The following is a 14,751-nucleotide window of genomic DNA, read 5'->3' as shown; positions in this document are numbered from 1 at the left end:
CTGTCCGGGGACGGGGCGGCTCTTCCGTTCGTCGTCGTTGCCACGGGGTTCCTGGCGCTCACGCTGCTCGGGTGGCGTGCCTCGACCCTTGTGGCGGGGGCGCGGAAGAGGCTGTCCCGGCAGGGCTGAACGCCTTGTGGGACGTCTCCAAATGACCACCCGGTCTCTTTGCTGAGCGAGTCGGTTGACTGCGACGCGCCATCCTGGTGAAGTTACCCGCGAGTCACGTTGGTGGCGGTGGGCGACGCGAAAGGGACACGATGGCATCTGCGCTGCGCGACTGGCTGGAGAAGCCGAACGGCGGACGTGGCGTTCACCTGGCGGCCGACGACGGCGGCTGGGAGTTCCGCGACTACGGCGAGCTGGCCTCCGGCGCACGGCGCACCGCCGCCGCGCTGATCGAGGAGGGCGTGCGGCCCGGGGACGTCGTCTGCCTGATCCTGCCCACCGACTTCACGTGCATCGAGACCTACTACGCGGTGTGGGCGGCCGGCGCGACCGTGTGCCTCATCACGCCCCCGCTGTTCCAGGACGGGGACGACTACGTCGCGCACGTCGCGGCGATCCTGCGGCAGGCGTCGCCGGCGCTGGTCGTCGCGTCCGAGGACCTCTCCGACTACGCGGGCCGGGCCATGGCCGAGGCGGGCATGAGCGGCAAGCCGTGGCACCCGCGGCAGGCCGCCGACGAGGCCGAGGTGCAGCCGGCCGGTGAGCTGGCCCTGCTGCAGTTCACGTCCGGGTCCAGCGGTGCGCCGCGCGGTGTGATGGTCACCTGGGCGAACCTGGAGGCCAACTCCGACCTGATCGTGCGGATGTCGGGCTACGAGGACGGGGACGTCGTCGCCACCTGGCTGCCGCTCTACCACGACATGGGCCTCATCGGAACCTTCATCACGCCCATCGCGCGGCAGGGGATGCTGCGGCTGATGCGGCCCGACCACTTCATCCGCGACCCCGCGCGCTGGATCCGGCTCTTCGCCGAGGCCAGGCACACCGCCGCGCCGCCGTTCGCGTACTCGTACTGCGCGCGGCGCATCAAGCCCGAGCAGCTGGAGGGCCTCGACCTGTCGGGGTGGAAGATGGCGCTGATCGGCGCCGAGCCCATCGACCCGCACGCCCTGGAGGTGTTCGCGCAGCTCGTCGAGCCGTACGGGTTCTCGCGGACGATGTTCAAGCCCGCCTACGGCATGGCGGAGACGACGCTGCTCGTCACCATGGACGGGGAGCAGCGGCCCCCGCTCGCCGTCCGGCCCGACCCCGAGTCGCTGGCGTTCGGCGAGCCCGTCCGGATCCTCGACCAGCACCGGCTGGGGCCCGAGTCGCTCGGCGCGAAGGCCGGGTGGGTCGTCGGATGCGGCGCGCCTGAGGGGGACGTGCCGGTCGCGATCGTGGACGATGAGGGCACCGAGCTGGGCGATGGGCTGCTCGGTGAGATCGTCGTCGGCGGGGCGTCGGCCTGCCCGGGTTACTACGCGGGCGCCGAGGCCAAGTCGACGCGGTTCATCGACGGGCGGGTCTTCACCGGGGACGCCGGGTTCTTCCATGAGGGGCAGCTCTTCGTCCTCGGGCGGATGGGCGACAGCATCAAGGTCCGCGGCCGGTCCGTCTACGTCGAGGACCTCGAAGCGAAGATCGCCGAGGTGAGCGGGCTCGGCAAGGGCCGCATCGCCGCCGTCGCCGTCCCGGACGCCGGGCGCAAGGGCCTCGCCCTGTTCGCCGAGACGCAGGACGAGGCGTGGGCGCCCGCCGTCCGCGAGATGCTGCGCCGCCGGCTCGGCGACGACGTCGAGCTGACGATCATCGTCGGCACCGGGCTGATCCAGCGGACCTCCAGCGGCAAGCCGCGCCGCCGCTACATGTGGGAGCGGCTGAAGTCCGGGAAGATGGAGGGTGCGCGCATCGTCTCCTGATTGCGCACGCCCGTCGCGGCGCGACACGATGGCGCTGACGCCGTGAGAGGTGCCGATGCCGCCCGTAGCCAGAACGCTCCTGCGCCTGGGCTCCCGCCTGGGCTCCACCGCCCAGAACGCCCTTGAGGTCGCCCGCTTCGGCGGGTTCGACACCGACGAGGACGCGTCGCCCTGCGAGGTGGTGACCGAGCAGCGGGTGTACCGGCTGCGGCACTACTTCCCGGGGTCGGCGGGCGGGCCCGCGGTGCTGCTCGTCCCGCCGCTGATGATGACCGCGGAGGTGTACGACATCTCCTCGCGGGTCAGCGCCGTCCGGGTCCTGCGCGACCGCGGCGCCGACCCGTGGGTGGTCGACTTCGGCGCGCCCGAGCGGGAACCGGGCGGCCTGGAGCGGACGGTCGGCGACCACGTCCTCGCCGTCAGCGACGCCGTCGACCGGATCCGCGAGGCGACCGGGCGGGACGTGCACCTCGCCGGGTACTCCCAGGGCGGCATGTTCGTCTACCAGGCCGCCGCGTACCGGCGCAGCGAGGGCGTCGCGTCGGTCGTGACGTTCGGGAGCCCCGCCGACACCAGCGTCGGGCTCCCGTTCGGGCTGCCGGGCTGGCTCGCGTCCGAGGGCGTGGAACGCGTCCCCGACGCGCTGCTCGGCGGGTTCGCCGTGCCGGGATGGGTGACGCGGCTCGGGTTCCAGGCGCTCAGCCCCGTGAAGTCGGTGCGGTCGCGGATCGACTTCATCCTGCAACTGCACGACCGGGAGCGCCTCGCGCCGCGCGAGCGGCAGCGCCGGTTCCTGGAACGGGAGGGCTGGGTGTCGTGGCCCGGCCCGGCGCTCGCCGAGTTCATCCGCCAGTTCATCCAGCACAACCGGATGCTCACCGGCGGCTTCGTCATCGGCGACCGGCCCGTCACGCTGGCCGACATCACCTGCCCGGTGCTCACCTTCGTCGGCGAGGTCGACGAGATCGCCGGGCCGGCCATGGTCCGCGGGATCCGGCGGGCCGCGCCGCGCGCCCAGGTGTACGAGGCGTCGCTCCCCGCCGGGCACTTCGGCCTCGTCGTCGGGAGCCTCGCCATCGCGCGGACGTGGCCCGCCGTCGCCGCGTGGGCGAAGTGGCGCGCGGGCGAAGGGGAGCTGCCGGACCTCGTCGTGCCCGTCACCGGCGACGAGGAGGCGGCCACGGCCGACCTGCCCGGCGGGCCCGCCGGGTACGGGCTCCAGCTCGCGATGGGCGTCGGCGCCGGGGCCGCCCGCTCCGCGATCCGCACCGCCGCGCGGGCCGTGCACGGTACCCGCGAGTTCACCGGGCAGGCCGCGCGGAACCTGCCGCGGCTGGCCCGGCTCGAACGCATCCAGCCCGACACCCGCGTGTCCATGGGCCTGCTCCTGGACGAGCAGGCCCGGCGCCGGCCCGACGAGGTGTTCTTCCTCTACAACGGGCGCGGCCACACGCACGACGCCGCCAAGCGGCGCATCGACGCCGTCGTCCGCGGGCTGATCCACATCGGGGTGCGGCGCGGCGACGCGGTCGGCGTGCTCATGGGCACCCGGCCGACCGCGCTGGCGCTGGTCGCCGCGCTGAGCCGGCTCGGCGCCGTCGCGGTGCTGCTGCGCCCCGACGGCGACCCGGACGCCGAGGCGCGGCTCGGCCGCGTCACCCGCGTCATCGCCGACCCCGAGCACGCCGCGCGGGCCGCGAAGCTGGACGGCGTCGACGGCTACGTGCTCGGCGGGGTGGGCGGCCGGGTGAGCGGCGCCGACCGCGGGCCGCTGACCGACATGGAGGCCATCGACCCCGAGCAGGTCGAGGTTCCCGGCTGGTACCGGCCGAACCCGGGGCGGGCCGGCGACCTCGCGTTCGTCGTGTTCACGGGGGAGGGCGGGCTGCTGCGGGCCAGCCGCATCACCAACCGGCGCTGGGCCCTGGCGGCCTTCGGGACGGCGTCGTCCGCCGCGCTGTCGTCGTCCGACACCGTGTACAGCATCACGCCGCTCCAGCACCCGTCCGCGCTGCTGATGAGCCTCGGCGGCGCCGTCGCCGGCGAGGCCCGGCTCGCGCTCGCGGGCGGCTACGACCCCGCGACGTTCTGGGACGAGGCGCGCCGCTACGGCGTGACCGTCGCGTCCTACACGTGGCTGCTGCTGCGCGACCTGGCCGAGGCCCCGCCGGACCCCGCCGAACGGCACCACGCCGTCCGGCTGTTCATCGGCTCCGGCATGCCGCGCGGCCTCTGGCGGCGCGTGGAGGACCGGTTCGCGCCCGCCCGCGTGCTGGAGTTCTACGCCTCCACCGAGGGCGAGTCGGTGCTGGTGAACCTGAGCGGGAGGAAGCCCGGGTCGCTGGGCCGCCCGCTGCCGGGCAGCGCCGAGGTGCGGCTCGCCCGCTACGACCTGGAGCGCGGGCGGCTGGAGGAGGGGCCGGACGGGTTCGCCGTCGAGTGCGAACCCGGCGAGATCGGCATGCTGCTCGCGCGGTCGCGGCAGCCCGGCGCCGGCGCCGAGACCCGTACCGTGCGCGGCGTCTTCGACCCCGACGACGCCTGGACGATCACCGGCGACCTGTTCCGCCGGGACGCCGACGGCGACTTCTGGATGGCCGGGCGGGAGACGGAGCTGATCCGCACCGCCGAGCGGATCGTCCCGCCGGGCCCGATCCGCGACGCGCTCGGCGACCTGCCCTACATCGACACCGTGGCCGTCTACGGGCTCCCGGCGGGGGAGACGGAGATCGTGGCCGCGGCGGTGAGCGTCCGCGACGGGGGCGAGCTGAAACCGCTCGACCTCTCGGAGGCCCTGCTGCGCGTGGAGCCGGAGCTGCGGCCCGCGATCGTCCGGGTCGTCGACGAGGTCCCCCGCGCGCCGGGCGGGCGGCTGCGGACGGCTGCGCTGCGGGACGAGGGCGTCCCGCCCGCCGGCGACGGCCGCACCTACCACCGCACCAGGTCCGGCGCGTACCGGCCGCTGACCGACGCCGCGCGGCGCCGGCTGCTCGCCGCCCCCGCGGGCCGCGAAGCGCGCTGACCGGGAGTCGTAATTCACCGCCCGCAAGCCTGGACTTACGGGCGTCCCCTGCGTTACAACAAAGCAACAGATTTCGGACTTTTGTTGCACGCGTCCCGGAGGGGTCATGACGAGCGTCCTCGCGCCGCCGCCGCAGGGCAGCGGCCTGAAGCCGGTCCCCGGCGTGCCCGGCATCCCGTACATCGGCAGCACCCTCGCGGTGATGCGCGACCCGATCGGGATGGCCCGCAAGCGCTACGACCAGTACGGCCCGGTCGCCTGGGGATGGCTGCTCGGGCAGCGGACCGTCACCGTCCAGGGCCCCGAGGCCGCCCAGGTCGTCCTCGTCAACCGGGACAAGGCGTTCGCGAACGGGCCCGCGTGGAGCTACTTCATCGGCCCGTTCTTCACCCGCGGGATCATGCTGCTCGACTTCGAGGAGCACCTGCACCACCGCCGCATCATGCAGGAGGCGTTCACCCGCCCCCGGCTCCAGTCCTACATGGAGACGATGGCGCCCGGCATCGTCAAGGGCGTCGAGGCGTGGCGGCCCGGTGCCGGCTTCAAGTTCTACGACCACATCAAGCAGCTCACGCTCGACCTCGCCGTGGACGTCTTCATGGGGATCGAGCTGGACGACGCCGAGCGCGACCGCGTCAACGGCGCGTTCATCGACGCCGTCCGGGCGGGCACGGCCTACGTCCGGTTCCCCGTCCCCGGCCTGCGCTGGTCCCGCGGGCTGAAGGCCCGCAAGGTGCTGGAGGAGTTCTTCTACCGGCACCTGCCCGCCAAGCGCCGCGACGGCGGCGACGACCTGTTCGCCGCCCTCTGCCAGGCCGAGACCGACGAGGGCGAGCGGTTCAGCGACGAGGACGTCGTCAACCACATGATCTTCGCGTTGATGGCGGCGCACGACACCACCACCATCACGATGACCTCGATGGCGTACTACCTGGCCAAGCACCCCGAGTGGCAGGAGCGGCTGCGCGAGGAGTCCCTGGCCCTCGGCAAGGCGCAGCCCGGCTACGACGACCTCGACCACTTCACCGGCAACGACATGGTGATGAAGGAGTCGCTGCGGATGGTCGCGCCCGTCCCGGCGCTGCCGCGCAAGGTCGTCAAGGACACCTCGATCCTCGGCTTCCACATCCCGGCGGGCTCCCTCGTCGTCGTGCCGATGCTCAGCAACCACCACATGGCCGAGTGGTGGCCCGAGCCGGAGCGGTTCGACCCCGAGCGCTTCTCCGCGGAGCGCCGCGAGGACAAGGTCCACAAGTTCGCGTGGGCGCCGTTCGGCGGGGGCGCGCACAAGTGCATCGGCATGTACTTCGCGGGGATGCAGGTCAAGACGATCCTGCACCAGGTCCTGCAGCGGTACCGCTGGAGCGTCCCCGAGAACTACGAGTGGCCCCTGGACACCACGTCGCTGCCGTCACCGAAGGACGGCCTGCCCGTCCGCCTCGAACGCCTGGAGAGCCCGTGAACAAGGTCGTCGCGATCACCGGGGCCGCGCGCGGCATCGGGCTGGCCACCGCGCGGGCGCTGAAGGAGAAGGGCGACACCGTCGTCATCGGCGACATCGACGAGACCGCCGTCAAGGAGGCCGCCGAGGCGCTCGGCGTCACCGGCCTCGCCGTGGACGTGACCTCCCGCGAGTCGTTCACCGCGTTCCTCGACCGGGCCGAGGAGGCCGCCGGGCGGCTCGACGTCCTGGTCAACAACGCCGGCATCATGCCGATCGGGCCCGTCACCGAGGAGAGCGACGCCGACGCCCGCCGCTGCATCGACATCAACGTGCACGGCGTGATGCTCGGCACCAAGCTCGCGCTCGACCGGATGCTGCCGCGCGGGGACGGGCACGTCGTCAACATCGCGTCCGTGGCCGGAATCATGTTCACCCCCGGCCTGGCCCTCTACAACGCCAGCAAGGCCGCGATCGTCGCGTTCACCGAGGCGACCCGGCTGGAGGTCGAAGGACGCGGCGTGCGGGTCGGCGCCGTGCTGCCGACGTTCACCAACACCGAGCTGGTCGCCGGGACGCGCAGCCCGAAGGGGCAGCGCAACTGCGAGCCCGAGGAGATCGCCGCCGCGGTCGTGGCGATGATCGGCCGGCCGCGGCCGCAGATCGTCGTCCCGAAGCGGCTCGGCCGCCAGATCAGGGTCGGCGCCCTGCTCCCCGACCGGGTGCAGAAGGCCGTGGCACGCCGCCTGGGCCTGGACACGATCTTCCTGGACTACGACCCGGACGCGCGCAAGGACTACGACGCCCGCATCCGTGCGACCTCGTAACCTCCCCCCGAACCGCCACTCGTTGACTTGCGGCGTGTTGTTGTTATGAAGCGCTCCATAACAACAACACGCCGCAAGTCAACGGGTCGGGGGCCGGCGGGCCTTGCGGAAGGCTCGGCGGGCCTGCGGGACGTAGCGGACGGCCTCGGGGAGCAGCGGCCACAGCCGGTTGCCCGCGCGGACCGCCGCCGCGAACCGCCGGTAGCGGCGCTCGTCGGCCTCGCTCCACGGCAGGTCGAGCAGCTCGCGCATGCGCGGGTGGCACCCGCCGACCGTGATGAACCGGGCGACGGCGTTCAGCGGCGGCGACACCGCGCGCCACACCGGCGCGGGGACCTTCGGCGGCGCCGGCAGCCCCTTCTTGACGTAGCCGACGCCGTACCGGGCGGTCTTGTGGGGGACGATCACCTCGTCCAGCATCCGCTTCCAGTACGCCTGGAACGCCTCCCAGTCCTCCGGCATCGCCCGGTCGCTGACCCCGTACATCCGGAACCAGGTCTTGGACTCCTCGTAGATGCGGCGCTTCTCGTCCTCGCCGAGCGGCCGGATGAACGTCTCGACGCCGTACAGCATGTTGTCGAGGAACGTGGCGTGCGCCCAGTAGTAGGTCTCGGGGTCGAGGGCGTGGTAGCGGGAGCCGTCCGGCATCGTGCCCTTGATGTCGCGGTGGTAGTCGCGCACCTTCCGGCCCGTCTCGGGGGACCGCTCCGCGCCGTACACGGTGTTCAGGATCGGGCCCGCGGACCGCTTCACCCGCGCGAACGTCTCCGAGAAGAACACCGAGTGGTCGAGGACGCCCTGCCCGAGCTCGGGGAGCATGTTCTGCAGCACGGCCGCCCGGGGGCCCACCAGGGCGATCCGGGTGTCGCCGAAGTAGCGCCAGGTCAGCGAGCCGGGCCCGAGGGGCGTGGGGGTCGGGGTCTCGGCCAGGTCCGTCATGTGCACCGCCGGGAGTCGCAGCGAGAAGTACAGAACGACGAATATTGTAACTGTGTCGCGCCCGTTAGCACGACGCGGGTGCCCGAGCCGGTTAGGGTGCCGCTATGACCTTGCACGCGACCGCCGCCGAGGGACTGCGGGCCCGGCTGGCCGCACCGGAGGCCGACGCCGACGACCTCGACACCCGGATCCTGGACGCCGCGCTCACCGAGTTCGAGACCTACGGCCTGCGCAGGGTCAGCGTCGAGGACGTCGCCAAGCGGGCCGGCGTCGCGCGCACCACCATCTACCGGCGGTTCAGCAACAAGGAGCAGCTCCTCCAGGCGGTGATCCTGCGGGAGTGCCGCCGGTTCCTCACCGCGATAGCGCAGGCCACCGAAGACCTGTCGTCCCCCGAGGACGCGGTCGTCGAGGGCTTCGTCACCGGCCTGCAGAGCGCCCGCACGCACCCGCTGATGACGCGCGTCCTGGAGAGCGAGCCCGAGGCGGTGATCCCGCAGCTCAGCATGAACGGCGGCGCGGTGATGCTCGCCGCCCGCGACATCCTCGCCGACCGGCTCCGCCGCGCCCGCCCGGACGACCCGCAGGACCACAACACCGTGGCCGAGGTGCTGCTGCGGCTCGCGGTGTCGCTGCTCCTCGTCCCCGGCGGCGGCCTCGCCCTGGAGGACGAGGACGCCATCCGCGCCTTCGCCCGCGACTACCTCACCCGGATGCTGCGCCCGGGGGAGGGCTGACCGGCCCCTGCCATCCGGCTCGTCCCGTCCCATCCGGCCCGTCCCGTACTACCCTGGTTCGAACTTTGTTCTAGAAGTGGGAGGCGGGGCATGGAGGCGATCGTTCAGACGTCCTACGGGAAGGTCCGCGGCATCGCGCGGGACGGCGTCGCCGCCTTCCTGGGCATCCCCTACGCCGCGCCCCCGTTCGGGCCGAACCGCTTCCAGGCGCCCCGCCCGCCGGAGCCGTGGGACGACGTCCGCGACGCCGTCGAGTACGGGCCGACCGCGCCCAAGCCCGGTTACCCCAAGCCGTACGACACCCTCCTGCCCGACCCGCAGATCCCGGGGGAGGACTGCCTCAACCTCAACGTCTGGACGCCCGATCCCGGGGGTTCGGGGCTTCCGGTCATGGTGTGGATCCACGGCGGTGCCTTCCGCAACGGCTCCGGGGCCGTGCCCGTCTACAGCGGCCACACCTTCGCCCGCGACGGCGTCGTCTGCGTGACGGTCAACTACCGGCTCGGCGTCGAGGGCTTCGCGAATCTGCCGGGCGCACCGCTCAACCGGGGGCTGCTCGACCAGATCGCCGCGCTGGAGTGGGTCCGCGACAACATCGCGGGCTTCGGCGGCGACCCCGGCCGCGTCACGGTGTTCGGGGAGTCCGCGGGCGCCATGAGCGTCACCACCCTGCTGTCGCTCGACCTCGGGCTCTTCCGCCGCGCGATCGCGCAGAGCGGCGCGGGCTCCATCGCCCAGGACCCGGCGGACGCGATGCTCGTCACGAAGGAGATGGCGGCCCGGCTCGGCGTGGAGCCGACCGCCGAGGCGTTCGCCGCGCTCGACCCGGCCGCGATCATCCCGGTGCAGTCGGCCGTCGCCGCCGAGGTGTCGGCGCTGCCCGACCCGGGCCGCTGGGGCGCCACCACCGCCGCGGGCGGCATGTCGCTGACCCCGGTGCTGGACGGCGAGTTGCTGGCCCGCCGCCCCGAGGACGCCATCGCGGCCGGCGCCGGACGGGACGTCGACCTGCTCATCGGCTACACGTCCGAGGAGTTCCGGCTGTTCCTGATGCCGACCGGGCTGGCCGGCGGCCTCACCGGCGAGCTCGTCGGCGCCGTCGCCACGGCGATGGGCGTCCCGCCGGAGCTGCCGGCCGCCTACCGCGACCGCCACCCGGACCAGACGCCCGGCGAGCTGCTCGCGACGATCATCACCGACCACCTGTTCCGCGTCCCCGCCCACCGGGCGGCCGCCGGGCACGCCGCGTCCGGCGGCACCGGGGGGACGTGGATGTACGAGTTCGCGTGGCGGTCGCCGATGCACGATCTGGGCGCCTGCCACGCGCTGGAGCTGGGTTTCGTGTTCGACAACCTCGCCGACCGGATGCACCGCGCCTGGACGGACTTCGCCGCCCACGGCGACCCGGGCTGGCGGCGGTTCGATCCGTCCGCCCGCGCGGTCAACGTCTTCGACGGACCCGCCGACGAGGTCGTGGAGGATCCCCGCGGCGGCGACCGCCGGCTCTGGCCCTAGCGGGCCGAGCGGACCGGGCGGGCGGCCGGGTCAGCTGCCGAGCCGCTTGCGGCCCTGCGCGCGCACGCGCCGGCGCTGCGACGGGTCGAGCATCAGGTAGCCGGCCAGCGGCACCCCGAGAACGCCGAGGATGATCAGCGTCGTCAGCCACCACGGGAAGATGAACAGGGTGAGGAAGCCGACGACGACGCCGCCGATCACGAACTTTGTCTGGGTCGACATCTGATACCTCCGTTTACGGGCCGCCCGATCTGTACAACGGCCGCCGGGTGACCGCTGTTCCACGATATGTCGCGAGTCCCCCGGATGGCCACAGCGGGTGGTCCGCAGCGGGTGGTCCGCGGCGGGCGGCCCGCGGCGGGCGGTCGGCTCAGATGCGCAGCGAGAGCTGACCCCCGCCCAGCGTCCGCAGGACGTCGGCGTGCAGCAGGCCGTTGGTGCACACGACGCTGCCGCCGTCCGGGCCGGGCACCCCGGACAGGTCGGTGAACATGCCGCCGGCCTCCTCCACGATGACCTGCAGCGCGGCGAGGTCCCACAGCGACACCTCGGGCTCGGCCGACACGTCGACCGCCCCCTCGGCGACCATCATGTGCGACCAGAAGTCCCCGAACGCCCGCGTCCGCCACACCGACCGGGTCAGGTGCAGGAACCGGTCGAGACGCCCTTGCTCCTCCCACCCGCTGAGGCTGGAGAACGACAGCGAGGCGTCCGACAGGTCCGCCACCGACGAGACCTGCATCCGGGTGGCGCGGGTCAGGCTGCGGCCCGTCCAGGCGCCGCCGCCGCGGGCGGCCCACCAGCGCCGGTTCAGCGCGGGCGCCGACACCACCCCGACGACGATCTCGTCGTTCTCCATCAGCGCGATCAGCGTCGCCCAGACCGGGACGCCCCGTACGAAGTTCTTCGTGGCGTCGATCGGGTCGATGATCCAGCAGCGGTTGCCGTACCCGGTCCTGCCGTACTCCTCGCCGAGCACCGCGTCGCGCGGGCGCGCCCGCTTCAGCGTGCCGCGGATCTGCTCTTCGACGCTGCGGTCCGCGTCGCTCACCGGGGTGAGGTCCGGCTTGGTCTCGATGTCGAGATCGAGGGCGCGGAAACGCCTGCTCGTGATGTCGTCGGCCCCGTCCGCCAGCACGTGCGCGAGACGCAGGTCATCGGAATAGCCCGCCACGGCGTGCAACGCTACCCTGATCGCCCGTTCCGCAGACACGGGTACCCGTGCGGTTACCGGCTTTTCGGCCGACCGCCACGGGCGCGCCGGGCGGAGCGGGCCGCTCCGGGGGCGCGGGGGTGGCAGCATGGGGCCATGCCGCACGACCTTCCCGCGTGGGTGGCCGAGCTGACCGACCCGCGCCGGGCCGCGACCCTCGACGAGCTCGCCGACCGCCTCGTCCCGCTGGCCGAGCACGCCATCGACGTCTCCCGCCGGCTGCAGGCGCAGCTCAACGAGCTGAACGAGCCGTTCAAGCGGGAGGCGCTCTACGAGCGGGTCGAACGCCTGAAGGCCCGCGCCGCCGAGGCGCTCGACGAGATCACCGCGGAGATCGCCGCGTCCGGCGAGCAGCGCATGGAGCGGGTCTGGGCGGACTGGGCCGACCGCACGGGGCCCGGCGACCACGCCGCGCGGGAGCGGGAGCTGCGGCGCCGGCTGGACCGCGACGTCGTCCCCGTGCTGTCCAGGCGGCAGCGGGACGTCGCCGAGCGGGTCGCCGCACGCACCTCCGGGGCGCTGGAGGAGGCGACGCAGACGCTGCTGACGCGGGTGGAGGAGCTCGCCAAGGCCGTCACCGGCCTGATCCACGACGTGCTGCCGCTCGCCCGGGAGGGGCTGACGCTGGCCAGCCGCATCTCGGCCCTGTCGGGCCAGGCGCGCAAGGCGGGCCGCGGGCCGGTTCCGGACGAGCTGAAGGAGGCCGGGGCCGCGACGTCGCACGCGTTCGACGAGGCCGTCGCGCGGCTGGAGCTGGAGTGGGCGGCGCTCGGCGCCAGGTCCGCGAGCGTCCGGGCGGCGCTGCGGGGCGCGGAGGAGAGCGCGTTCAGCGCGGTCACCGAGGAGATGACCCGCTGCGTGGAGGAGCTCGCGCCCGAGCACGTCAAGGCGCTCAACGAGGCCGAGGCGCGGGCGCGCAGCCTGTTCGGCGAGCCGGCGGATGACTAGAGCGCCTGCGGGAAGCGGAACAGGTTCCCCGGGTCGTGCGCGGCCTTGACCTTCCGGAGGCGGCCGAGGTTGGGGCCGTAGTAGGCGCGGGCCCAGTCCTTGAGGTCGGGGTCGATGTAGTTCACGTAAGCGGCGCCGCGCATGTAGGGCTCCATCGACGCGTGCGCGGCGCGGAGCCATGCCGTGTCGGGCGCCAGGTATTGGACGCAGAACAGGCCCCTGCGGTGCGGGAAGGCCGTGTCGCCCGGCCCGAGGCGCGCGATCGCGCCGCCCATGGCGTCCATGAGCGCTGAGCGGTTCGCGACGCCGTTGCCCCGCTCGAAGCGGGCGAGCAGCGTGCCGACGGCGGCGTCCGGCAGGGGCCGGTAGGCGATGTGGGACTTCCCGGCGTAGTCGGCCCTGGGGAAGCTCCCGCCGGGCCGCTGGCCGGGCAGCGTGCCCTGCGCGTGGCACTGCTCGACGGTCCGGCCCGCGCAGCCACCCATGAACTTCATCGCGTCCAGATGCGGACGGGACCGGGCGTCCGACGAGTCCGGGTCGGCGCCCACCGCCGCCGCGAGGGCGTCCATGTGCGCGGCGGCGTCCGCGAGGGCGACACCGGTCACCTCGACCGTGGGCGTCCCGGCGCCGGGATCGGTGTTGAGGTGCAGGCTCGTCCACACCTCGTCGGGCGCTGCCGGCGCCCAGCGCTGCCATCCGCGGAGCACCGCGGCGGCCCGCGCCCAGGGCCAGCGCATCGAGAACGGCGTGACGTCGCCGGTCTCGTGCGTCCGGTAGGTGAACGAGACCGCGACGCCGAAGTTGCCGCCGCCCCCGCCCCGGCACGCCCAGAACAGGTCGGCGTTCTCCTCCGGGCCGCAGGTCAGGACCCGCCCGTCCGCCGTGACGAGCTCCACCGACTCAAGGACGTCGCACGACAGCCCGTACGCGCGGGACGTGACTCCGAGGCCGCCGCCCAGCGTCAGCCCGGCCACACCGACCGTGGGGCAGGTGCCCGCGGGAACGCTCACGCCCGCCCCGGCGAGCCCGCCGTACAGGTCGATCAGCCGTGCCCCGGCTCCGACGACCGCGTGGCCGCCGTCGCGCTTCACCGCCGCCATGGGCGAGACGTCGATGACGAGCCCGCCGCCCGTCGACCAGCCCGCGTAGCTGTGGCCGCCGGAGCGCACCGCGCACGGCATCCGCCGCAGCGTCGCGAACGCGAGGCACTCGGCGACGTCCTGCGGGGTCTCGCAGTACGCGATGCCCGCCGGTTCGACGTCGTCGAAGCGCGGGATGTACAGGCGCCGCGCCCGGTCGTAGGCGGCGTCGGACGGGCGGATCAGCCGGCCGTCGAGCCCGCGGGCGAGGGCGTTCCAATCGGCCGGGCCGGTCGGGCGGGGACGGGACGTCCGCGCGCCGGGCGCGGGCGGTTCCCCGCCGGAGCAGCCGGCGGCGGCCAGGCCGCCGATCAGCGCCGTCCTGAGCACCGCCCGCCGGTCCATGCGCCCGGCCCCGCGGGTCAGGACGGGCCCCGCAGCGTCCTGAGGACGGTCTCGTAGTACGGCACGCCCTCGTCCCAGTGCTGCTGGTCGCCGATCAGGATGGCCTGGTAGACGGCGCCGCCGAGCTCGAAGACCCGCACTCGCACGCGGGTCGGGACGCCGTCCCTGGCGAAGGTGAACTGGAGCTCGGCCGCCCGGCCGCCCTGGTACGGGACGTCGCGCTTGAAACTCTCCTGCCGGTAGCCGGGGTAGTCCGGATCGTCCTGCGTCTTCTGGGCCGCGTCCGCGAGGCCGTCCGCGAGGTCCCCCTGGGGGCTGGAGGCGACGCGCTGGATGCTCACCCCGCGCTTGACTCCCTGGGCCGGGTCCGTGAACGTCACGTCGTCGCCGGAGCCCTCCTCCTTCCAGCCCTCGGGCACGGCCGCGGTGAACGCCGGCCCCTGGTACCGGCGGTACCCGTCGGGCACGCCGCCCGGCGCGGCGGGGGAGGAGGTCGTCCCACGGGCCCGGTTCTCCCTCCCAGGGTCCTGCCCTTGCGAGGTGAACGCGACGACCGTGACGACGGCGGCGGCCAGCGCGGCGGTGAAGACCGCCGCCGGGACGATCAGCTGCCACGGCGGACGCCCGCGTGCGGGAGAGGCGGGCGGCCCGGCGGGCGTCTCGGCGGTCGGCTCGGCGGGCGGGGGCTGCAGCGTCACGTCCCGCTGCCCGGGGC

12 protein-coding genes are annotated in these 14,751 nt (G+C 73.8%); 7 read left to right on the top strand and 5 right to left on the bottom strand.

What is annotated here, in order from left to right:
- Positions 1-260: 260 nt before the first annotated feature.
- The 4 genes from E1200_RS21565 to E1200_RS34440 all read left to right on the top strand — a co-directional run bounded on the left by E1200_RS21565 (position 261) and on the right by E1200_RS34440 (position 7,200).
- Positions 261-1,910: an AMP-binding protein gene (locus tag E1200_RS21565; RefSeq protein ID WP_131953866.1), complete on the top strand. Its 1,650-nt coding sequence runs from the start codon at positions 261-263 to the stop codon at positions 1,908-1,910.
- Positions 1,911-1,965: 55 nt separating this feature from the next.
- Complete coding sequence (locus E1200_RS21560; RefSeq protein ID WP_131953865.1) at positions 1,966-4,932, top strand: alpha/beta fold hydrolase; 2,967 nt, start codon at positions 1,966-1,968, stop codon at positions 4,930-4,932.
- Positions 4,933-5,038: 106 nt separating this feature from the next.
- Entirely contained in the window at positions 5,039-6,394 is a 1,356-nt protein-coding gene (locus tag E1200_RS34445) for a cytochrome P450 (RefSeq protein WP_207933478.1), read from the top strand.
- Complete coding sequence (locus E1200_RS34440) at positions 6,391-7,200, top strand: SDR family oxidoreductase (protein ID WP_207933477.1); 810 nt, start codon at positions 6,391-6,393, stop codon at positions 7,198-7,200. Before E1200_RS34445 ends, E1200_RS34440 begins: the two co-directional genes overlap by 4 nt.
- A 78-nt stretch (positions 7,201-7,278) precedes the next feature.
- On the opposite strand, the gene E1200_RS21550 is transcribed toward E1200_RS34440, so the two are convergent.
- A complete protein-coding gene (locus tag E1200_RS21550) occupies positions 7,279-8,139 on the bottom strand; it encodes an oxygenase MpaB family protein (RefSeq protein WP_131953864.1) in 861 nt (286 codons plus the stop codon).
- A 104-nt stretch (positions 8,140-8,243) separates the two neighbouring features.
- Between E1200_RS21550 and E1200_RS21545 the strand changes: the two genes are divergently transcribed.
- Entirely contained in the window at positions 8,244-8,876 is a 633-nt protein-coding gene (locus E1200_RS21545) for a TetR/AcrR family transcriptional regulator (protein WP_131953863.1), read from the top strand.
- A gap of 90 nt (positions 8,877-8,966) precedes the next feature.
- The gene (locus E1200_RS21540; protein WP_131953862.1) at positions 8,967-10,391 is read left to right on the top strand and encodes a carboxylesterase family protein; all 1,425 of its coding nucleotides are present in this window, start codon (positions 8,967-8,969) and stop codon (positions 10,389-10,391) included.
- A 30-nt stretch (positions 10,392-10,421) separates the two neighbouring features.
- Here the strand turns inward: E1200_RS21540 and E1200_RS21535 are convergent, their stop codons facing one another.
- Together E1200_RS21535 and hisN are read right to left on the bottom strand one after the other, a co-directional pair.
- A complete protein-coding gene (locus E1200_RS21535) occupies positions 10,422-10,613 on the bottom strand; it encodes a hypothetical protein (protein ID WP_131953861.1) in 192 nt (63 codons plus the stop codon).
- Positions 10,614-10,761: 148 nt separating this feature from the next.
- Positions 10,762-11,565, bottom strand: coding sequence for a histidinol-phosphatase (hisN, locus tag E1200_RS21530; protein WP_131953860.1), 804 nt, complete (start codon positions 11,563-11,565; stop codon positions 10,762-10,764).
- Between the two features lie 135 nt (positions 11,566-11,700).
- Between hisN and E1200_RS21525 the strand changes: the two genes are divergently transcribed.
- Complete coding sequence (locus tag E1200_RS21525) at positions 11,701-12,552, top strand: hypothetical protein (protein WP_131953859.1); 852 nt, start codon at positions 11,701-11,703, stop codon at positions 12,550-12,552.
- Here the strand turns inward: E1200_RS21525 and E1200_RS21520 are convergent.
- Both E1200_RS21520 and E1200_RS21515 read right to left on the bottom strand, forming a co-directional pair.
- Positions 12,549-14,036 (bottom strand): FAD-binding oxidoreductase, encoded by a 1,488-nt coding sequence (locus tag E1200_RS21520; protein WP_131953858.1) that lies wholly within the window; start codon positions 14,034-14,036, stop codon positions 12,549-12,551. The two genes, E1200_RS21525 and E1200_RS21520, sit on opposite strands and share 4 nt — an antisense overlap.
- A 17-nt stretch (positions 14,037-14,053) precedes the next feature.
- A partial coding sequence (locus E1200_RS21515; RefSeq protein ID WP_207933476.1) for a hypothetical protein occupies positions 14,054-14,751 on the bottom strand: 698 nt, incomplete at its 5' end.

The sequence above is a fragment of the Actinomadura sp. GC306 genome, from assembly GCF_004348665.1.
In the GTDB taxonomy this organism is placed as follows: domain Bacteria; phylum Actinomycetota; class Actinomycetes; order Streptosporangiales; family Streptosporangiaceae; genus Spirillospora.
This window is presented reverse-complemented; position numbering and strand designations above follow the sequence as displayed.